We start from the raw sequence: 20,432 nt of genomic DNA, 5'->3' as shown, positions 1-20,432 counted from the left end.
TTGCACCTGCGCGGGTAGGGTCGAATCAGAGGAACACTCCGGAGGAGGATGAGGTCCGATGACGAGCGCAGACGGTCAGGACAACGCACAGCTGCTCAGCCAGCTCTCCTACCTGGAGGCTGAAGTGGGGGAGTTGCGCCGCAGACTCGCGGACGTGCCCGGCTCGACCGGTTCGGGAGCCCTGGAGCAGCGACTCGTCGACACCCAGCGGTCGCTCGCCGCCGTCACCGCCCAGAACGAGCGCCTGGCCGGCACCCTGCGCGACGCCCGCGACCAGATCATGACGCTGAAGGAGGAGGTCGACCGGCTGGCGCAGCCGCCGACCGGTTTCGGCACCTTCCTGGCGCGCAACGACGACGACTCCGTCGACGTCTTCACCGGGGGCCGCAAGCTCCGGGTGACCGTGAGCCCGGCCGTCGAGGTCGAGAACCTGGTCAAGGGCCAGGAGGTGATGCTCAACGAGGCCATGAACGTCGTCGCGGCGCTCGAGTTCGAGCAGATCGGCGAGGTCGTCATGTTCAAGGAGCTGCTCGCCGACGGCGAGCGTGCCCTGATCATCGCGAACGCCGACGAGGAGCGCGTGGTCCGGCTGGCCGAACCGCTGACCGAGCTCAAGCTCCGTGCCGGCGACTCGCTGCTGCTGGACGGACGTTCCGGCTACGTCTACGAGCGGGTGCCGAAGTCCGAGGTCGAGGAGCTCGTCCTCGAAGAGGTCCCCGACATCGACTACAGCGACATCGGTGGTCTCGGCGGCCAGATCGACCAGATCCGGGACGCCGTCGAGCTGCCGTACCTGCACCCCGAGCTGTTCCTGGAGCACGAGCTGAAGGCGCCGAAGGGCGTGCTGCTCTACGGCCCTCCGGGTTGCGGCAAGACACTGATCGCCAAGGCGGTCGCGAACAGCCTCGCCAAGAAGGTCGCCGCCAAGACCGGTCAGGAAGGCAAGAGCTACTTCCTGAACATCAAGGGCCCCGAGCTGCTCAACAAGTACGTCGGCGAGACCGAGCGGCACATCCGTCTGGTCTTCCAGCGCGCTCGTGAGAAGGCCAGCGAGGGCACGCCGGTCATCGTGTTCTTCGACGAGATGGACTCGCTCTTCCGCACCCGCGGCTCGGGCGTGTCTTCCGACGTGGAGAACACGATCGTGCCGCAGCTGCTCAGCGAGATCGACGGCGTCGAGCTGCTCGAGAACGTGCTGGTCATCGGCGCCTCCAACCGCGAGGACATGATCGACCCGGCCATCCTGCGCCCGGGACGCCTGGACGTGAAGATCAAGATCGAGCGTCCGGACGCCGAGTCGGCCCGCGACATCTTCTCCAAGTACCTGACCGCGACGCTGCCGCTGCACGCCGACGACCTCAGCGAGTTCGGCGGCGACCGCGACGCCACCGTGGCCGGCATGATCAACGCCACCGTCGAGCGGATGTACACCGAGACCGACGAGAACCGGTTCCTCGAGGTCACCTACGCCAACGGCGACAAGGAGGTCCTGTACTTCAAGGACTTCAACTCCGGCGCGATGATCCAGAACATCGTCGACCGTGCCAAGAAGATGGCCATCAAGGATCTGCTGGACAACAACCAGAAGGGTCTGCGGGTCCAGCACATGCTCCAAGCGTGCGTCGACGAGTTCAAGGAGAACGAGGACCTGCCGAACACGACCAACCCGGACGACTGGGCCCGGATCTCCGGCAAGAAGGGCGAGCGGATCGTCTTCATCCGCACCCTGATCACCGGCAAGCAGGGCACCGAGCCCGGCCGCTCCATCGACACCGTGGCGAACACGGGTCAGTACCTGTGACGTGACCGTCCGAAGGGTGATGGGGACCGAGACCGAGTTCGGCATCTCGGTCGTCGGCCAGCCGCACGCGAACCCCATGGTCGCCAGCACCCGGCTGGTCAACGCCTACGCGAGCGCCGAGGTGCACGCGCGTCGTGCCCGCTGGGACTTCGAGGAGGAGTCGCCGCTGCGCGACGCCCGCGGGTTCGATCTCGCCCGCGAGGTGGCCGACCCGAGTCAGCTCACCGACGAGGACCTCGGCCTGGCGAACGTCATCCTGACCAACGGGGCCCGCCTGTACGTCGACCACGCGCACCCGGAGTACTCCAGCCCCGAGGTGACCAACCCCCGCGACGCCGTCCTCTGGGACAAGGCCGGGGAGCAGGTCGCGCTGGACGCCTGCGGGTTCGCCTCGGTGACCGGTGAGCCCGACATCGTGCTCTACAAGAACAACACCGACAACAAGGGCGCCTCCTACGGCGCCCACGAGAACTACCTGATGAAGCGGTCGACACCGTTCGGCGACATCGTCAAGCACCTGATCCCGTTCTTCGTCTCCCGTCAGGTCGTCTGCGGGGCCGGTCGGGTCGGCATCGGCCAGGACGGTCGCGGGCACGGGTTCCAGATCGCCCAGCGCTCGGACTTCTTCGAGGTCGAGGTGGGCCTCGAGACCACCCTGAAGCGGCCCATCGTGAACACCCGGGACGAGCCCCACGCCGACCCCGAGAAGTCCCGGCGCCTGCACGTGATCATCGGCGACGCGAACCTGTCGGAGATCTCGACCTACCTCAAGGTCGGCACCACCGCCCTGGTGCTCGACATGATCGAGAACAAGTACCTCACCGAGGACCTCAGCGTCTCGAACTCGGTGGCCTCGTTGCGAGCCGTCTCGCACGACCCGACGCTGACCCACCTGCTCGAGCGCGAGAACGGGCAGACGCTGACAGCCGTCCAGCTGCAGTGGGAGTACTTCGGTCTTGCCTCGTCGTACGTCACGTCTCGCTACGGGTCCGACGTCGACGCCGACACCGCGGAGGTCCTGCGTCGCTGGGAGTCCGTGCTGACCCGGCTCGAGCGGGACCCCTTCGAGTGCGCGACCGAGCTGGACTGGGTCGCCAAGCTCAAGCTGCTCGAGTCCTACCGCGAGCGCGACGGCCTGGACTGGGACGACGCCAAGCTGCACCTCATCGACCTGCAGTACTCCGACCTGCGCCCGGAGAAGGGCCTGTACCACCGGCTGCTGCGGCTGGGCCGGATGGAGCGGCTGCTGACCGACGAGGAGGTCGCCGGGGCGATGCACGACCCGCCGACCGACACCCGCGCCTACTTCCGCGGACGCTGCCTGGAGAAGTACCCGGACAGCATCGCAGCGGCGTCGTGGGACTCGGTGATCTTCGACCTCCCCGGGCACGACTCGCTCCAGCGCGTGCCCACGATCGACCCGATGCGCGGCAGCAAGGCGCACGTCGGCGAATTGATCGACGCGAGTGAGACAGCTCTGGACCTGTTCTCGGCCCTGACTCGCTAGGGTCGTAGCAGCGGACTTTGCACAACGAGGGAGAAGCAGATGGCACAGGAGCACAAGCAGCCGCGGAAGTCGTCCGAGACCGAGGAAGCGGTCCCCGACGACTCCGCGACCGCGCCCGCTGAATCCGTTGCCGAGCGCAAGGAGAAGCTCGACGAGGACATCGACGCGATCCTCGACGAGATCGACGACGTGCTCGAGGTCAACGCCGAGGACTTCGTGAAGTCCTTCATCCAGAAGGGTGGCCAGTGAGCACGTTGGACTCCGGGCGTCTTCCCGACGCCTTCCTGACGCCGGGCACCTCGTCCTTCGCCGACTTCGTCGGCACCGTCGCCCCCGACCTGCTGCCGGCCCGTCGGCCGCTGCCACCGGGCAGCGCTGCCGACCTGGCGCCGCACGGCACCACCATCGTCGCCGCCACCTTCGACGGCGGGGTCGTCATGGCCGGTGACCGGCGCGCGACGATGGGTAACGTCATCGCGCAGCGTGACATCGAGAAGGTCTTCCCGGCCGACGAATTCTCCTGCGTCGGCATCGCGGGCACCGCAGGTCTCGCTGTCGAGATGGTGCGCCTCTTCCAGACCGAGCTCGAGCACTACGAGAAGATCGAGGGCAGCACGCTCTCGATCGACGGCAAGGCGAACCGGCTCTCCGCGCTGATCCGCAACAACCTCTCGCTCGCCATGCAGGGCCTGGCCGTGGTCCCGCTGTTCGCCGGTTTCGACCAGCGCGCCCAGCAGGGCCGGATCTTCTCCTACGACGTCACGGGTGGGCGCTACGAGGAGACCGCGTTCCACTCCGTCGGCTCGGGTTCGATGTTCGCCCGCGGCTCGCTGAAGAAGCTGTACCGCAACGGTTTCACCGCCGAGGAGTGCGTGACCGCAGCGGTCCAGGCTCTGTACGACGCCGCCGACGACGACTCCGCCACCGGGGGGCCCGACCTGACCCGGCGGATCTTCCCGGTCGTGCACGTGATCACCGCCGACGGGCAGACCCGGATGTCCGAGGACGCGGTCGCCGCGATCGCCGACACCGTCGTCGCCGCCCGGATGGTCCGCCCCGACGGCCCGCACGCTGCTCTGAGCTGAGGAACTCCCCATGACAATGCCGTATTACGTGAGCCCCGAGCAGCTGATGAAGGACCGGGCGGACTTCGCCCGGAAGGGCATCGCGCGCGGTCGGTCGGTCGCCCTGGTCCAGTACGCCGACGGCGTCGTCTTCGTCTCGGAGAACCCCTCCCAGGCGTTGCACAAGGTCAGCGAGATCTACGACCGGATCGCCTTCGCCGCGGTCGGCCGCTACAACGAGTTCGAGAACCTGCGGATCGCCGGTGTCCGGCTCGCCGACATGCGGGGCTACTCCTACGACCGTCGCGACGTCACCGGACGGGGCCTGGCGAACGCGTACGCCCAGACCCTCGGTTCGATCTTCTCCTCGGGCGGCGAGAAGCCCTACGAGGTCGAGATCTTCGTCGCCGAGGTCGGGGACGAGGCGTCCGAGGACCAGATCTTCCGGCTCACCTACGACGGTCAGGTCGCCGACGAGCACGGCTTCGCCGCGATGGGTGGGGACGCGGAGTCGGTGTCGACGTACCTCAAAGAGCACTACGCGGACGGTCTGGCGCTGGACGCTGCGATCCGGCTCGCCGTGGCCGCCCTGGGCCAGGGAGCGGCGGAGCAGCGCACCATCCCGGCCGACGACCTCGAGGTCGCGGTGCTGGACCGGACCCGGACGCAGCAGCGGAAGTTCCGTCGGCTGGACGGCGATTCCCTCCAAGGGTTGCTCGCCGACGCGTAGGGTTGAGGTGTGGACCGGCGGATCTTCGGCATCGAGAACGAGTACGGCGTCACCTGCACCTTCAAGGGGCAGCGGCGTCTCTCGCCGGACGAGGTCGCACGCTACCTGTTCCGCAAGGTCGTGAGCTGGGGCCGCAGCAGCAACGTCTTCCTGCGCAACGGCGCACGCCTCTACCTCGACGTCGGCAGCCACCCGGAGTACGCGACGCCCGAGTGCGACGACATCATCGACCTGGTCACGCACGACAAGGCGGGGGAGCGGATCCTCGAGGGCCTGCTGATCGACGCCGAGCGTCGGCTGCACGACGAGGGCATCGCCGGGGACGTCTACCTGTTCAAGAACAACACCGACTCCGCGGGCAACTCCTACGGCTGCCACGAGAACTACCTGGTCTCGCGCAACGGTGAGTTCTCGAAGCTCGCCGACGTGCTGATCCCGTTCCTGGTCACCCGTCAGGTGATCGTCGGCGCCGGCAAGGTGATCCAGACCCCGCGCGGGGCGTCGTACTCCCTGAGCCAGCGCGCCGAGCACATCTGGGAGGGCGTCTCCAGCGCCACCACCCGGTCGCGCCCGATCATCAACACCCGTGACGAGCCGCACGCGGACGCGGAGCGCTTCCGTCGGCTGCACGTGATCGTCGGGGACTCGAACATGTCCGAGACGACCACGATGCTCAAGGTCGCCACCTGCGACCTGGTGCTGCGGATGATCGAGGAGGGCGTGGTGATGCGCGACCTCACGATGGAGAACCCGATCCGGGCCATCCGGGAGATCTCGCACGACATGACCGGTCGCAAGAAGGTCCTGCTGGCCAACGGTCGCGAGGCCAGCGTGCTGGAGATCCAGTCGGAGTACCTGCAGCGGGCGCGCGACTTCGTCGACCGTCGCGAGCTGCACACCCCGGTCATCGAGCGTTCGCTCGACCTGTGGGAACGCGGCCTCAAGGCCGTGGAGTCCGGTGACCTCTCCCTGGTGGAGCGCGAGATCGACTGGGTCATCAAGTGGAAGCTGATCGAGCGCTACCGCGCCCAGAACGACCTGTCGCTCGGGCACCCGCGGATCGCCCAGCTCGACCTCGCCTACCACGACATCCACCGCGACCGCGGTCTGTACTACCTGCTGGAGAAGCGGGGTGCGGTCACCCGGGTCACCAACGACCTCGACGTGTTCGCCGCCAAGTCGGTACCGCCGCAGAGCACGCGCGCCCGGCTCCGGGGCAACTTCATCAAGCGCGCCCAGGAGCGCCGCCGCGACTTCACGGTCGACTGGGTGCACCTGAAGCTGAACGACCAGGCTCAGCGCACGGTCCTGTGCAAGGACCCGTTCCGCTCTCACGACGAGCGCGTGGAACGGCTCATCGAGGGGATGTAGTGACCCGGTCACGCAACGCGGCGCTCGCCCTGGCAGCCGCGCTGGTCCTGGTCGCGTCCGGCTGCAGCGGTTCCGGCAGCACGGCCGCGACGGGGGGACTCCAGGGAGTCACCGTCGACGGGGAGCCGGGCACCGAGCCCACCGTCAGGCTCGCCCCGCCGTTGAAGGTGGAGGAGGTCGAGAAGTCGGTCGTGGTGACCGGCACCGGAGCGCCGATCGTGGTCGACCAGCTCTTCGTCCTCCAGGTCACCCTGTACGACGGTCGTACCGGCAAGCGGGCCGCGTCGACGTACGAGAAACCGAACCTGCCGGTGCTCGCCAAGACCACCGACGGTTCGCTGTTCCCCGCCCTCAACGACGCCCTCGTCGGGCTGCGCCAGGGCAGCCGGCTCGCCATGGTGCTGCCCAGCGCGGACGCCTTCGGGTCCGAGGGCGTCCCTCCGAAGGGCATCCGGCCCGAGGACCCCGTGGTCGTGGTGGCCGACGTCATCGCCGTACCGTCCGCCTCGGTGCTGCGGACCGCTCGGGGCACCGCGGTGGCGGCCGCGGCAGGCGCACCCCGGGTGGAGCTCGTCGCCGGGGACCCGACGCGGGTGACCTTCCCGGCCGGCACCTCCGAGCCCGACGACGTCGTCGTGATCCCGCTGATCGAGGGCGACGGGCCGAAGGTGCCCGCGCACGGTCTGGCCACGGTCGACTACCTGGGCCAGAGCTGGGGGAGCCGCGACGCGTTCGTGGACACCTACTTCAAGGAGCCGGCCGTCGTCCCGATCGGGGCGCAGCTGTCCCTACCGGCCTGGGACGCCGGCCTGGTGGGCGTGCGCACGGGTTCACGGGTGCTCATCCTGGACCCGAACCCCACACCGACGAGATCTCAGTTTGTCGACGTCCCGGGACGTGGCACGATCGCCTGGGTCGTCGACGTGCTGGGCGTCAGCTGACCGTGGATCAGGAGGTGCAGCAGGCGTGACCGCATCCAAGTCCGAGCGCCTGATGAACCTGGTGATCATGCTGCTCGTGGCCAGGACGCCGGTGACCAAGGACCGGATCCGCGAGGTCATCGAGGGCTACCAGTCGTCCTCCGACGAGGCGTTCGAGAAGATGTTCGAGCGTGACAAGGCCGAGCTGCGGTCGCTGGGCATCCCGCTCGAGCTCGCCAGCATCGACAAGTACTTCGACGACGAGCTCGGCTACCGGATCGCCCGGGACGCCTTCGAGCTGCCGGAGATCGACCTGGAGCCCGACGAGCTCGCAGTCCTCGGCCTGGCGGCACGGGTCTGGGAGCACGCCGGCCTGGCCGCGACCACCTCGCACGCGCTGGTGAAGCTGAAGGCTGCCGGGTACGAGGTCGACCGGGACGCGCTCGACGTGCTGCAACCGAGCGTGACGGCGGACGACCCGGCGTTCGACGCCATCCTCGAGTTCACCGTCAGCCGGACGCCGATCACCTTCGACTACCGCCGCCCTCGCGACCAGGAGCCCCGGACACGCCGCCTCGAGCCCTGGGCGACGGTCACCTCGCGGGACCGCTGGTACGTCGTCGGCAAGGACCTCGACCGGGGCGAGCCCCGGATGTTCCGGTTGAGCCGCATCGTGGGTGAGGTACGCCGGGCAGGACAACCGGGATCGGTGGTCGTGCCTCCCGGGACCGACATCCGGGCGTTGACCTCCAGCCTGGCGCCGAGCCGACCGACCGAGGAGGCCACCGTGCTGGCACGCCAGGGGAGTGCGGTCCTGATGAGGCGCCGCGCGGTCTCGGCCGAGGGGCCCGTGGCGGGCCCGGACGGTCAGGTGAGCTGGGACCGGCTGGTGGTGAGCACCTACTCCGCGGAGGACTTCGCCGGTGAGGTCGCCTCACACCTCGGGGACGTCGTCGCCGTCGATCCGCCCGAGCTCCGCAAGCTCGTGATCGAGCGGCTCACCGCGCTGGCGGAGGCGGACACGTGAGCGGCGCGTCGACCAAGGACCAGCTGTCCCGCCTGCTGGCGCTGGCGCCGTACCTGCAGACCAGGGGAGCGGTGTCGCTCAAGGAGGTCGCTGCGGACTTCGGTGTCTCCCGCGAGCAGATGCTCAAGGACCTCAGGGTGCTGTACCTCTGCGGTCTGCCCGGGTTCGGACCCGGCGACCTGATCGAGATCAACGTCGAGGCGCTGATCGACGACCCCGACGGCATGGTCCGGATCGACAACGCCGAGTTCCTGGCTCGGCCGCTCCGGTTGGGCAGCGACGAGGCGTCCGCGCTGATCGTCGGCCTGCGCACGTTGCAGGAGTCCAGCCCGCACGCGTCCCGCGAGCTGGTCGCGCGGACCCTGGCCAAGCTGGAGGCAGCGACCGGGCGCGAGGCCGTCCCGGTGGTCGACATCCGGAACCCCGAGACGCGGCCGGCCGTCGTGCAGACCCGGGCCACCCTGGAGACGGCGATCGCGGGGGACCGGCAGGCCCGGTTGAAGTACGTCGTCCCGAGCCGCGACGAGGTGACCGAACGGGTCGTGGACCCCGGGGCGCTGCTCGCACGCGACGGTCACGTCTACCTCGACGCGTGGTGCCACCTGGCCGACGCCCGTCGGCTGTTCCGGGTCGACCGTGTCGCTGAGGTCGAGCTGCTCGAGACGCCCCGCAGCACCCCTCAGCTGACGCCGCGCAACCTGGCCGACGGTCTCTACGAGGCGGGCCCGGACGACGTCGAGGCCCGGCTCCGGTTGAGCCCGCAGATGCGCTGGTTCGCCGAGCACTACCCCGTGCTGAGCGTCCAGGACGCACCGGACGGGAGCTCCGAGGTGACGCTGGCCATCGGGGACGAGCAGTGGTTGCTGCGGCTGGCTTTCCGCTACAACGAGGGGCTCGAGGTGCTCGAACCGATCGCCCTGCGGGACCGGATCCGGGCCGTTGCGGCGGATGCCCTCCGGTTGCAACAGGGCACGGCGTAGCATGGGAACGACAAGCAGCACCCGAACGGAACGAGGAATGCCGTGCGCAACCTAGGCCCCACCGAGATCTTCCTGATCCTGGCGGTGATCGTGCTCCTCTTCGGTGCCAAGAAGCTCCCCGACCTGGCACGCGGCTCTGGCCGCGCCCTGCGCATCTTCAAGGCGGAGACCAAGGGTCTGATCGACGACGACGACGAGCCGACCACCTCGGAGCCGAAGCCTCTCCAGGCCCGGGAGGCCGACGCGACCGCCACTGAAGCGGAGCGTCAGGCCGACAAGACTGACTGACGCCCGGGGCGGAGCGTTGTCTTTCCTCGGTGCTCTGCGCCTGTTCCAGGTCAGCAGCGGCAAGGGCACCGGCCCCGGCGGCCAGATGGCCCTGGCCGACCACTTCCGGGAGCTCCGGGGCCGGCTGATGCGTGCGCTGGCCGTGTTCCTGGTTCTCCTGGTCGTCGCGTTCTTCTTCTACGACCAGCTGCTCGAGCTGGTCCTCGGCCCGTACAACGACGCTCGTGTGGCGCTGGGCGCATCGGTGGAGTCCAAGGCCTACATCAGCGGTGCGACCGGACCCTTCATGCTCAACCTGAAGCTCTGCGCGATGGCAGCTCTCGTCGGGTCAGCGCCGTTCTGGCTGTACCAGATCTGGGCGTTCATCCTGCCGGGCCTGCACGCCAACGAGAAGCGTTGGACCCGGGTGTTCGTCGCCGTCGCCGGCCCGCTCTTCATCGGCGGCGTCGCGGTGGGCTACTACGTGCTGCCCAAGGGGCTCGAGGTGCTGCTCGGGTTCACGCCGGACGGGCTGGAGAACCTCGTCGAGTTCGGCGAGTACTTCAACTTCCTGACCCGGATGCTGCTCGTCTTCGGCGTGGCGTTCGAGATCCCGCTGTTCGTGGTCCTCCTCAACCTGGCCGGCGTCATCTCGGGACGCACGCTCGGACAGCACCGGCCCTGGATCATCGTGGGCACCTTCATCTTCGCAGCGGTGGCCACCCCGTCGACGGACCCGATCTCGATGCTCTTCCTCGCCCTCCCGATGTCGCTGCTGTTCGTCCTCTCCGAGGTCATCTCGCGCGTGATCGATCGACGCCGCGGACGGACGACCGCACTCGAGCTCGACGACGACGCACAGTCGCCGCTCTGAGCCGCGGTAACCACCCGTCGGCAGATAGGGTTCCAGGGTGCGCAAGGAGATCGCAGTACTCACGAACCCGACGTCCGGGAAGGGCAAGGGCGGGAGCGTCGCCGACTCCGTCGTGCCGCGCCTCACCGACGCCGGGTTCGACGTCCGCCAGCTGACCGGGAAGGATGCCGACGAGGCGCTCGACCTGGCCCGGGGCGTGGTGGCCGACGGCGTGGAGACGCTCGCCGTAATCGGTGGCGACGGCATGATGCACCTCGCGGCTCAAGCACTGGCCGGTACGGCGACCCGGTTGGGCGTGATCCCGGCGGGGACCGGCAACGACGTGGCACGGGCGCTCGACATCCCGCGTGACGACCCGCTCGCGGCGACCGACGTGGTCATCGGCGGGAACGAGCGCACGATCGACCTCGGCCGGATCGGCGCCAAGTACTTCGTCACCGTCCTGGCCGCCGGCTTCGACGCGATCGTCAACGAGCGTGCGAACGACATGACCTGGCCCAAGGGGCAGATGCGCTACAACCTCGCCACCCTCGCCGAGCTGCGCACGTTCTCGCCGATCCCGTACGTCATCGAGGTCGACGGCCGGCAGCACCGCTTCGACGCGATGATGGTCGCCGTCGGCAACACCACGTCGTACGGCGGCGGCATGCTCATCACCGACGGAGCGCTGGCCGACGACGGCCTGCTCGACGTGATCGCTATCGCGCCGATGACCAAGCTCGAGCTGCTGCGGACCTTCCCCAAGCTGTTCACCGGAGCCCACATCGGACACCCGAAGGTGACCCGCTACCAGGGCAGCACCGTCACGGTTGCCGCCCCCGGCATCGTCGCGTACGCCGACGGGGAGCGGATGTCGTCCCTGCCGCTGACTGTCGAGGTCGTTCCCCAGGCGCTGCGCGTCCTGGTGCCATGAGCAGCCCTGCCGGGGACCCGAGCCCGGCCGAGAAGTACGCCCGCTACCGGCGCAACAAGCAGCACCCCGAGGTGGCGGCGTTCGCCTCGCACTACGAGTTCGGCCTGGACGACTTCCAGCTCCGCGCCTGCCGCGAGCTCGAGGACGGGCGGTCGGTGCTCGTCGCGGCACCCACCGGCTCCGGCAAGACCATCGTGGGCGAGTTCGCGGTGCACCTGGCGTTGGAGAGCGGCCGCAAGTGCTTCTACACCACGCCGATCAAGGCGCTGTCGAACCAGAAGTTCAACGACCTGGTCGACCGGTACGGCGCCGAGCACGTCGGTCTGCTGACCGGCGACAACAGCATCAACGGCGACGCCCCCGTGGTCGTGATGACCACCGAGGTGCTGCGCAACATGCTGTACGCCGGTTCGCGTGCCCTGGTCGACCTCGGCTTCGTCGTCATGGACGAGGTGCACTACCTCGCCGACCGGTCCCGGGGTGCGGTCTGGGAGGAGGTGATCATCCACCTGCCCGACTCGGTGGCGGTCGTCTCGCTCTCGGCCACGGTCAGCAACGCGGAGGAGTTCGGCGAGTGGCTGGGCACCGTGCGCGGTGAGACCACGACGATCGTGGAGGAACGGCGGCCGGTGCCGCTGTACCAGCACGTGCTGGTCGGCCGGAAGATGTTCGACCTGTTCGCCGACGGTCCCACGGCCCCCGAGGAAGGGACGGTGAACCCCGAGCTGCTCCGGGTGGCGCGCGACGACCACTTCAGCGCCCGGCTCAAGGACCGGCGCTCGCCCAAGGGGCAGCGCCGGCCCGACCGGGCCCGGCAGTCCGGCAACGGGCGCCGGGTCTGGGTACCGAGCCGGGCCGACGTCGTCGAGCAGCTCGACCGGGCCGGCTTGCTCCCGGCCATCACGTTCATCTTCAGCCGGGTCGGCTGCGACGCCGCCGTGCAGCAGTGCCTCAACAGCAACCTGCGGCTGACCACGCCGGCCGAGCGGGACGAGATCTTCGCGTTCGTCGAGGAGCACTGCGCGCACCTGCCGGACGAGGACCTGCAGGTGCTCGGGTACCACGAGTTCCTGGACGGACTGACCCGCGGGATCGCCGCGCACCACGCCGGCATGCTGCCGACCTTCAAGGAGTGCGTCGAGGAGCTGTTCCTGCGCGGGCTGTGCAAGGTCGTCTTCGCCACCGAGACCCTCGCGCTGGGCATCAACATGCCGGCGCGCTCGGTGGTCATCGAGAAGCTCTCGAAGTGGAACGGTGAGACGCACGCGGACATCACCCCGGGGGAGTACACCCAGCTCACCGGCCGGGCCGGTCGCCGCGGCATCGACGTCGAGGGGCACGGCGTCGTGCTCTGGCAGCCCGGCCTGGAGCCGAAGTCCGTTGCTGGTCTGGCCTCGACCCGGACGTACCCGCTGAAGTCGTCGTTCGCGCCGTCGTACAACATGGCGGTCAACCTGGTCCACCAATTCGGGCGGGAGCGGGCGCGGGAGCTGCTGGAGTCCTCGTTCGCCCAGTTCCAGGCGGACAAGGCGGTGGTCGGCCTGGCCCGGCAGCTGCGCAAGAGCGACGACGCGCTCAGCGGCTACGAGGAGGCGGCGACCTGCCACCTCGGCGACTTCGGCGAGTACGCGCGCCTGCGCCGCAAGCTCTCCGACACCGAGACCGGCATCGCCAAGGCGCGACGCCACGACCGTCGCGCCGAGGTCCTCGACTCGCTGGCCGCCCTCAAGCCCGGTGACATCATCGAGGTGCCGTCGGGGCGGTTCGCCGGCATCGCGGTCGTCATCGACCCGGGAACGAGCTCGGGCGACGGGCCGCGACCGTACGTGCTCACCTCGGACAAGCACGCGCGACGGCTGTCGATCGTCGACTTCCCGACGCCGGTTGCGGCGTTCAACCGGATCCGGATCCCGAAGAACTTCAACGGTCGCAACCCACAGTCGCGGCGCGACCTCGCGACCACGCTGAAGAACCGGACCCACGGCTTCCAGCTGCCTCCGGGACACCAGCCGGCCTCGACCAAGCAGGGCCAGCGCCGGAGCGGCCCGTCGGAAGCGTCCTCGGAGATCGAGGACCTGCGTCGGCAGCTGCGCCAGCACCCGTGCCACGACTGCCCCGAGCGCGAGGACCACGCGCGCTGGATGGAGCGCTGGTACAAGCTCGACCGCGACTCCCAGACGCTGCGCCGACGCATCGAGCAGCGCACGAACACCATCGCGCGTCAGTTCGACCGGGTCTGCGAGGTGCTGACCGCGTTGGACTACCTGGACGGAGACCCAGGAAATGTCACGGTCACCGGGCGCGGCAAGGCGCTCATGCGGATCTACAACGAGATGGACCTGCTCACCGCGGAGTCGCTGCGCGCCGGGCTCTGGAACCATCTCGACGCCAGCCAGCTCGCAGCGGTGCTCTCGACCCTGGTTTTCGAGTCACGGAAGGCTGACGACGCCGCCTCGCCGCGGATCCCGGGCGCACCGGTCCGCGATGCCCTGGCCGCGATGACGTCGATCTGGGCGGACCTCCACGAGCTGGAGAAGCAGCACAAGATCGACAAGCTCCGCGAACCGGACTTCGGGTTCGCGTGGGCGGCGTTCCGCTGGGCCGAGGGCGACGACCTCGACGAGGTCCTGGACGCCACGGGCCTGGCCGCCGGTGACTTCGTGCGCTGGGTCAAGCAGCTCATCGACCTGTCCGGGCAGGTCGCCGACGCTGCCGGGCACGCGGCTCTGCGGGACACCGCGCGCGAGACCGTCGGGCGGCTCCGCCGGGGCGTCGTGTCGTACACCTCGGTCACCGACTGAGGTTCGCGCTCAGTCCAGGACGTGCGGGAGCAGAGCCAGGTCGCGGGCGAGGGCCTTGAACCTGTCGGCTCCCAGGCCCGCGGCGATGATCTCCTCGGCCGCGCGCTCCTCGGCGAGCAGGGCCTCGGCAACCTCGGTGCCACGCCGGGAGAGGGCGAGAACGACCCGACGCTTGTCCGCGGGGTCGACCCGGCGCACCACCATGCCGCGCTCGACGAGCTTGTCGACGTGCCGCGTCACCGAGGCACTCGGGAGCACGGCACCCTTGGCGATGGCGCCGGCTCCGAGACCGGGGCGTTCGTGCAGCAGAGCCATCACCCGCCAGTGCTCCGGCGCGAGGCCCGCCTCGTCGAGCACGGGCTGAAGTCGTTGGCGGACCTTGTCCTCGCAGTAGCGGAGCAGGACGACGAGGCTGCCGGCGCGGCTGGCTACGACCGGCTTCGCCATCGGACCCCCTCGTTCCTGAGACCGCCTGACAGGGAACCAGGGATCGGCACTATCCTAGGGGCGACGGACAAGCCAGCACCGTCAGACTCGCGTCTCACCCGCCGGTCCCGATCATCTTCGGAGGCAGGGTGGAACCTGGGCAGAGCACGGCGAGCGCCGCACGGCGCGAGGTGCTTCCGGTTGCCCTGGTGGTGCCGCTCCAGGGGACGACCGGCATCTACGGCCCGTCCTGCCTGGCGTGTGCCGAGCTCGCCGTGGACGAGATCAACGAGCATGCCGGGATCAACGGTCGGCGGCTCGACCTCGTCGTCGTGGACGGTGGCGGTGAACCGGCCGACGTCGCCGCCGAGGTCGGAGCCTTGGTGGACGCGGGACGGGTCGAGGCGGTCGTCGGCTGGCACATCTCGGCCGTGCGCCAGGCCGTCACCGCGCGGATCGGCGGACGGGTGACCTACGTGTACGCCGCGATGCACGAGGGCCGGGACGACACCCCGGGCGTCTTCATGCTCGGCGAGCGGCCGGTCAACCAGCTGCTGCCAGCAGCACGGTGGATGCACGAGCAGCTCGGGGTAGGGCGTTGGGCCGTGGTGGGCAACGACTACGTGTTCCCCCGGGTGACCGCTGCGGCGGCACGGCAGGCTCTTCGCGACGGGCCGTCCTCGATCGTGCACGAGAGCTACGTGCCTCTCGGGACCACCGACTTCCGCGGGGTCCTCAGCGAGCTGCAGCGTCCGGACATCGACGGCGTGATCATGCTGCTGATGGGACAGGACGCCGTTCAGTTCAACCGTCAGTTCGCCCGCGCCGGGCTCAGTGGCACGCTGCCACGGCTCAGCCCCGCCGTGGAGGAGAACACCCTGCTCGGCGGGGGCGTGAACGCCCACGAAGGCTTGTACGCCGCCGCGGCCTACTTCGACGGGATGGGCACGGTGGAGGGGCGCCGCCTCGAGCGGGCCTACTACGACCGCTACGGCGAGTTCGCGCCGGCACTCAACGCGGTCGGCGAGTCCTGCTACGAGGCGATCCACTTCCTCGCCCGGATCGGCGCCGTGTGCGGTGGTGTCGACGTGGGGTCCGCGGAAGCCATGCGGTCGGGGCACGTCTACGAGGGTCCCCGCGGGCTGATGCGCCTGGACGGCAACCTGGTCAACCAGGACGTGTACGTCGCTGCGGCCCGCGGACTCGAGTTCTCCGTCCAGGACCAGATCGCCCGCACCCGCTGACCGCAGGCTGCCGAGATCACCAGGCCGCGAGCACCGCACGCCAGGCCTCCGTCGGGATCGCCAGGTGGGCCTCGTGCGCCAGGCGTCGCCACAAGGTGCCGCCCTCGTCGAGGTCGAGCCGGTCCTCGGCAGCGACGTCCACGGGGACGTCGAGACCGAGTGCGACGACCGAACCCAGGACGCGGTTGCCGCCGAGGACGCCCGGGCGGTGCGACGAGGCGCCGAGGCTCAGGTGCTCGACGAGGAGCTCGGCGCCGTCCGGGCCGCGAGCGGTCCAGTGCTGCTCGAGGTCGCCGATCCGCTCCTGGTGGCGCCCGAGGACCAACGTCTCCCGGACCGCCAACCGGGCGCCGGCCCCCAGGGTGACGTCCGTCGTACGGCGGACCCGAGCACCCGCGGAGAGCACGAACGGCTCGCCCGCCCAGGTGAGGCTCGCGCCGGCAGCGAGGTCGAGTCTCACGTCCCACGAGGCCTCGCCACCGCGCATGTCGTAGGCCACCGTGCCGCTCGGCTCCACCAGGTCGAGTCGCGTGGCGGTGCCCACCCGGACGTCCAGGCTGATCGCGTCGCCGGCCAGCAGCAGGGCTCCGTCCGGGACGAGCGCCACCCGCGCGTAGCCGGGTGCGCTGTCCAGGATCATCGTGCGCAGGCAGGGCAGCTCCGGGTCTCCGCTCGTGGTGGCCAGCACGCGTGCCCGTCCGCCGGAGGCCGCGTCGACGCGAATCCGGGTACGGCGCAGGCCGGCACGGTCAGGCAGCAGAGTGGTCATGGTCCCCGTGATCGTGGGAGTGGTCGTGGTCGTGGTCGTGGGAGTGGCTGTGCGGCGCCATCGGGCCGGGGTCGGCGGGGACGAGATCCCCGGCACGGTGCTCGGCCAGCTGGGCACGGACCCACGTGGTCAGGGCGTCGATGGAGCTCCGGTCCGTGCGGGACAGTGCGATGACGATCCGTCCGTCCCGCGCGGCCGTGGCATCCAGCACCATCTGCTCCCGGTCGACACCGACGTGCGGCGCCAGGTCGGTCTTGTTCACGATGAGCAGGTCCGCGCGCTCGATCCCTGGCCCGCCCTTGCGGGCCACGTCCCCACCGCCGGCGATGTCGAGCACGAAGATCTGGGTGTCGACCAGCGCGGGGGAGAAGGTGGCCGTGAGGTTGTCGCCGCCGGACTCGATGAGGACGACGTCGGGGGAGTAGGTCTCCTCGAGCTCCTCGACGACGAGCAGGTTCGCGGTGATGTCGTCGCGAATGGCCGTGTGCGGGCACGCGCCGGTCTCGACCGCCCGGATCCGCTCCGGATCGAGAACTCCTGCCGAGCGCAGGAACCGGGCGTCCTCGTCGGTGTAGATGTCGTTGGTGACGACCCCGAGCGACAGCTCTGCGGACAGCTCGCGGCACAGCAGGGCGATCAAGGAGCTCTTGCCGGTGCCGACGGGCCCGCAGACGCCGAGACGCAGCCCGCGGCTCGGAACGTGGTGGGTGGTGGAATCAGGCACTGAACAACCTCCTGCTGGTGAGGGCGTGGGTCTGTGCCCACACCTCGATCTGGGGAGCGGCCAGGGCGGGGATGCCCGTGGCCTCACGGATGTCGGCGACCTCCTCGGCCAGCGCTGCGACGGCGGGCAGGGCGTCGTGCACCCAGCCGGTCGTCGTCGCCGGGTCGAGGGGGAGCAGCTTGAGGGCGGCGGACGCGACGGTCTGCACGTCGTCGTACCCGATCAACCGAGCCAGGGACCGCGGGGACAGCTGCACCGTCGCGGCGGCGGCGGCGACCGCGACCGGGCGTGGTGCGCCGACGAGCCTGGTGGCGTCGGCGACGTGCTGCGAGTCCGGCCACAACGAGCCGCAGATCCGCAGGAAGGCCCTGGCCTGGGTGCGCGATGCCTTCCGCAGGGCGGGGCTCGGCGTCCGGGCAGCCCACGCCCGTACGACCGGATCGACAGGTCGGCCCTGGTTCATCAGGTGCAGGGCGGCGACCGCGGTCCCGGCCTCGACCCGCAGCACGGTCTTCAGGCGTGCGGCCAGGTAGAGCGGCACCTCGGCGGCCGTCAGGCCGGCCCGGACGGCGGGTTCCAACCCGGCACTCTGGGTGTGGCCGGCGACGGGCAACCGGGCGTCGCCCAGCAGCATCATCAACAGGTCGTCGCTCATGGCGCCTCAGAACAACGCGTAGAGCTGGGTCAGGGGGAGGGCCTCCGCTGGCACCGGGACGATCCGCTCGCCGTCGACGTCGATGGCGAAGGTCTCCGGGTCGACGACGATCTCGGGGAGGGCGTCGTTGTTGATCATGTCCGCCTTGCCGATGTCGCGGGTGGGACGCACGCCGGCAAGCCGTCGACGCAGCCCCAGGCGCTCGGCGAGCCCGTCCTCGAGTGCAGCCGGGGCGACGAAGGTGACGGCGTGGTCGGCGCCGTCGCCATCGACGAGCGTGGGGCGCATCAGGACCGGTTGCGGCGTCGGGATGGAGGCGTTGGGGTCGCCGAGGGCCGCGTACACGAGTGCTCCGGCCTTCATGACGACCGAGGGCCGGAACCCGAAGAACTTCGGCTCCCACAGCACCAGGTCGGCGAGCTTGCCCACCTCGATCGAGCCGACCTCGTGGTCGATGCCGTGCGCAATCGCGGGGTTGATCGTGTACTTCGCGACGTAGCGTCGGGCCCGCTCGTTATCGGCGGGACCGCTTCCGAGAGGACCCCGGTTCGCCTTCATCACGTGCGCGACCTGCCAGGTCCGGGTGATCACCTCGCCGACACGGCCCATCGCCTGCGCGTCCGAGGAGGTGACCGACAGCGCACCGATGTCGTGCAGCACGTCCTCGGCCGCGATCGTCGTCGCGCGGATCCGGGACTCGGCGAACGCCAGGTCCTCGGGAACGCGCGGGTTGAGGTGGTGGCAGACCATGAGCATGTCGAGGTGCTCGGCGACCGTGTTCACCGTGTGCGGCAGCGTCGGGTTGGTGGAACCCGGGATGACGTGCGGCTGACCGGCGACCCGCACGATGTCGGGCGCGTGCCCACCGCCGGCGCCCTCGGCGTGGAACGCGTGGATGGACCGGCCGGCGATCGCTGCCAGCGTCGACTCCAGGTACCCGGCCTCGTTCAGGCTGTCTGAGTGCAGCGCGACCTGGAGCCCGAACTCGTCGGCGGCGCGCAGGGCCGCGTCGATGGCTGCCGGGGTCGAGCCCCAATCCTCGTGCACCTTGTACGCCGCGGCTCCGGCCAGCGCCTGCTCGGCGAGTCCGGCGGCGGAGACGGTGTTGCCCTTGCCCATCACCAGGAGATTCACCGGCAGCGGATCCAGGGCGCGGTGCACGGTGCGCAGGTGCCAGGCGCCCGGGGTGACCGTGGTGGCCTTCGAGCCTTCCGAGGGTCCCGTACCGCCGCCGCCGACGGTGGTGATCCCGGTGGCGAGCGCCTCGTGGATCTGGGACCGGGACAGGAAGTGCACGTGCACGTCGATCGCCCCCGCGGTGAGGATCTTGCCCTCGCCGGCGACGATGTCGGTGGACGGTCCGATCACCAGCTGCGGGTGCACGCCGTCGGCGATGTCGGGATTGCCGGCGCGACCCAGCGCCACGATCCGTCCGTCGCGGATGCCGACGTCGGCCTTCACGATCCCCCAGTGGTCCAGGACCAGCGCGTTGGTGATCACCGTGTCCGGTGCACCGCCGGCCCGGGACAGCGTGGACTGGGCCATCGACTCCCGGATCGACTTGCCGCCCCCGAAGACCGCTTCCTCCCCGCCGACGGTCAGGTCGTCCTCGACCTGGATCCACAGGTCGGTGTCGCCCAGGCGTACCTGGTCGCCGGTGGTGGGTCCGTACAGCGCGGCGTAGTCGGACCGGAAGATCTCAACCACGGTCTGCCTCCCGCACCTGGATCCCCGGCACGAGCCGGGCCCCCCGCAGCGCGACCAGGTCGACCTCGCGGGAGGCACCGGGCTCGAAGCGTCGGCTGGTGCCCGAGGGAATGTCGAGCCGGAACCCCGCTGCGGCCTCCCGGTCGAAGGACAGTGCCGCGTTCACGTCGGGGAGGTGGATGTGCGAGCCGATCTGCACCGGGCGGTCGCCGGTGTTCACGATGACGAGCGAGAGCCGTTCCTCAGGGGTGCGGTCCCCGTTGAGGACGACGCTCCCCGCAGCGCAGCGGATCTCGCCGGGGCCGGTCGGTAGGTGAGCCACGAGATGTCCCTTCCGGGGTGTCAGGCGATCGGTTGGTGGATGGTGACGAGCTTGCGGCCGTCGGGGAAGGTGGCCTCGACCTGGACGTCGGCGAGCATCGCCGCGACGTCGGGCATCACCTGGTCGCGGGTCAGGACCTCCCGGCCCAGTTCCATCAGGTCGGCGACGCTGAGCCCGTCGCGAGCACGCTCGATGACCCAGGTGCTCAGCAGCGCCACGGTCTCCGGGTAGTTCAGCCGTACGCCGCGGGCGAGCCGGTCACGCGCGACCATGCCGGCCACCGACAGCAGCAGCTTCTCGGTGTCTCCAGGGGTCAGGTGCATCGCGCGC

At 69.9% G+C, this 20,432-nt stretch carries 21 protein-coding genes; 14 read left to right on the top strand and 7 right to left on the bottom strand.

The features are described from left to right. Positions 1 to 58: 58 nt before the first annotated feature. From arc to ABIE44_RS19070, 13 genes are read left to right on the top strand one after another with little or no spacing between them, the layout of a single operon-like run. Entirely contained in the window at positions 59 to 1,801 is a 1,743-nt protein-coding gene (gene arc, locus ABIE44_RS19130) for a proteasome ATPase (RefSeq protein ID WP_209714005.1), read from the top strand. 1 nt (position 1,802) lies between these two features. Next, complete coding sequence (dop, locus tag ABIE44_RS19125) at positions 1,803 to 3,308, top strand: depupylase/deamidase Dop (RefSeq protein ID WP_354438324.1); 1,506 nt, start codon at positions 1,803 to 1,805, stop codon at positions 3,306 to 3,308. A 39-nt stretch (positions 3,309 to 3,347) separates the two neighbouring features. Further along, positions 3,348 to 3,557, top strand: coding sequence for a ubiquitin-like protein Pup (locus ABIE44_RS19120; protein WP_209714007.1), 210 nt, complete (start codon positions 3,348 to 3,350; stop codon positions 3,555 to 3,557). Between the two features lie 5 nt (positions 3,558 to 3,562). Continuing rightward, positions 3,563 to 4,393: a proteasome subunit beta gene (prcB, locus tag ABIE44_RS19115; RefSeq protein ID WP_209723002.1), complete on the top strand. Its 831-nt coding sequence runs from the start codon at positions 3,563 to 3,565 to the stop codon at positions 4,391 to 4,393. Between the two features lie 10 nt (positions 4,394 to 4,403). Further along, entirely contained in the window at positions 4,404 to 5,102 is a 699-nt protein-coding gene (gene prcA, locus ABIE44_RS19110; RefSeq protein WP_209714009.1) for a proteasome subunit alpha, read from the top strand. Positions 5,103 to 5,111: 9 nt separating this feature from the next. After that, a complete protein-coding gene (gene pafA, locus ABIE44_RS19105) occupies positions 5,112 to 6,473 on the top strand; it encodes a Pup--protein ligase (protein WP_209714011.1) in 1,362 nt (453 codons plus the stop codon). After that, a complete protein-coding gene (locus ABIE44_RS19100) occupies positions 6,473 to 7,414 on the top strand; it encodes a hypothetical protein (RefSeq protein ID WP_209714013.1) in 942 nt (313 codons plus the stop codon). Before pafA ends, ABIE44_RS19100 begins: the two co-directional genes overlap by 1 nt. A gap of 25 nt (positions 7,415 to 7,439) precedes the next feature. Next, positions 7,440 to 8,420: a helix-turn-helix transcriptional regulator gene (locus ABIE44_RS19095; protein WP_209714015.1), complete on the top strand. Its 981-nt coding sequence runs from the start codon at positions 7,440 to 7,442 to the stop codon at positions 8,418 to 8,420. Beyond that, positions 8,417 to 9,400, top strand: a complete 984-nt coding sequence (locus tag ABIE44_RS19090; RefSeq protein WP_209714018.1) for a helix-turn-helix transcriptional regulator — start codon at positions 8,417 to 8,419, stop codon at positions 9,398 to 9,400. The genes ABIE44_RS19095 and ABIE44_RS19090 overlap by 4 nt, the downstream gene beginning before the upstream one ends. Before the next feature lie 42 nt (positions 9,401 to 9,442). Next, the gene (tatA, locus tag ABIE44_RS19085) at positions 9,443 to 9,688 is read left to right on the top strand and encodes a Sec-independent protein translocase subunit TatA (protein WP_209714022.1); all 246 of its coding nucleotides are present in this window, start codon (positions 9,443 to 9,445) and stop codon (positions 9,686 to 9,688) included. A 16-nt stretch (positions 9,689 to 9,704) separates the two neighbouring features. Further along, positions 9,705 to 10,541: a twin-arginine translocase subunit TatC gene (gene tatC / locus ABIE44_RS19080; protein WP_354438321.1), complete on the top strand. Its 837-nt coding sequence runs from the start codon at positions 9,705 to 9,707 to the stop codon at positions 10,539 to 10,541. Positions 10,542 to 10,578: 37 nt separating this feature from the next. Further along, on the top strand, positions 10,579 to 11,454 hold the full coding sequence (locus ABIE44_RS19075; RefSeq protein WP_209714024.1) for a diacylglycerol kinase: 876 nt from the start codon (positions 10,579 to 10,581) through the stop codon (positions 11,452 to 11,454). Next, on the top strand, positions 11,451 to 14,255 hold the full coding sequence (locus tag ABIE44_RS19070) for a DEAD/DEAH box helicase (protein WP_209714026.1): 2,805 nt from the start codon (positions 11,451 to 11,453) through the stop codon (positions 14,253 to 14,255). Before ABIE44_RS19075 ends, ABIE44_RS19070 begins: the two co-directional genes overlap by 4 nt. Before the next feature lie 9 nt (positions 14,256 to 14,264). Here the strand turns inward: ABIE44_RS19070 and ABIE44_RS19065 are convergent, their stop codons facing one another. Beyond that, positions 14,265 to 14,702: a MarR family winged helix-turn-helix transcriptional regulator gene (locus ABIE44_RS19065; RefSeq protein WP_209714028.1), complete on the bottom strand. Its 438-nt coding sequence runs from the start codon at positions 14,700 to 14,702 to the stop codon at positions 14,265 to 14,267. Positions 14,703 to 14,830: 128 nt separating this feature from the next. Here ABIE44_RS19065 and ABIE44_RS19060 point away from each other — a divergent pair, with 128 nt between their 5' ends. Then, positions 14,831 to 15,925 (top strand): substrate-binding domain-containing protein, encoded by a 1,095-nt coding sequence (locus tag ABIE44_RS19060; RefSeq protein WP_354438320.1) that lies wholly within the window; start codon positions 14,831 to 14,833, stop codon positions 15,923 to 15,925. Between the two features lie 16 nt (positions 15,926 to 15,941). Here ABIE44_RS19060 and ABIE44_RS19055 read toward each other — a convergent pair whose 3' ends face one another. The 6 genes from ABIE44_RS19055 to ABIE44_RS19030 are packed head-to-tail and all read right to left on the bottom strand — an operon-like array spanning position 15,942 to position 20,425. Beyond that, positions 15,942 to 16,694, bottom strand: coding sequence for an urease accessory protein UreD (locus ABIE44_RS19055; protein WP_209714030.1), 753 nt, complete (start codon positions 16,692 to 16,694; stop codon positions 15,942 to 15,944). Next, on the bottom strand, positions 16,675 to 17,418 hold the full coding sequence (gene ureG, locus ABIE44_RS19050) for an urease accessory protein UreG (protein ID WP_209714032.1): 744 nt from the start codon (positions 17,416 to 17,418) through the stop codon (positions 16,675 to 16,677). Before ureG ends, ABIE44_RS19055 begins: the two co-directional genes overlap by 20 nt. Continuing rightward, positions 17,411 to 18,073, bottom strand: coding sequence for an urease accessory protein UreF (locus ABIE44_RS19045; RefSeq protein ID WP_209714034.1), 663 nt, complete (start codon positions 18,071 to 18,073; stop codon positions 17,411 to 17,413). The genes ureG and ABIE44_RS19045 overlap by 8 nt, the downstream gene beginning before the upstream one ends. 6 nt (positions 18,074 to 18,079) lie before the next feature. Next, on the bottom strand, positions 18,080 to 19,780 hold the full coding sequence (locus tag ABIE44_RS19040) for an urease subunit alpha (protein ID WP_209714036.1): 1,701 nt from the start codon (positions 19,778 to 19,780) through the stop codon (positions 18,080 to 18,082). Next, positions 19,773 to 20,102, bottom strand: coding sequence for an urease subunit beta (ureB, locus tag ABIE44_RS19035; RefSeq protein WP_502912748.1), 330 nt, complete (start codon positions 20,100 to 20,102; stop codon positions 19,773 to 19,775). Before ureB ends, ABIE44_RS19040 begins: the two co-directional genes overlap by 8 nt. Before the next feature lie 20 nt (positions 20,103 to 20,122). Then, entirely contained in the window at positions 20,123 to 20,425 is a 303-nt protein-coding gene (locus ABIE44_RS19030) for an urease subunit gamma (protein WP_209714038.1), read from the bottom strand. Positions 20,426 to 20,432: the final 7 nt, after the last annotated feature.

It is taken from the genome of Marmoricola sp. OAE513 (assembly GCF_040546585.1).
Taxonomy (GTDB): domain Bacteria; phylum Actinomycetota; class Actinomycetes; order Propionibacteriales; family Nocardioidaceae; genus Marmoricola.
The sequence above is the reverse complement of the archived record's forward strand: the minus strand, read 5'-3'. Positions and strand labels throughout refer to the sequence as shown.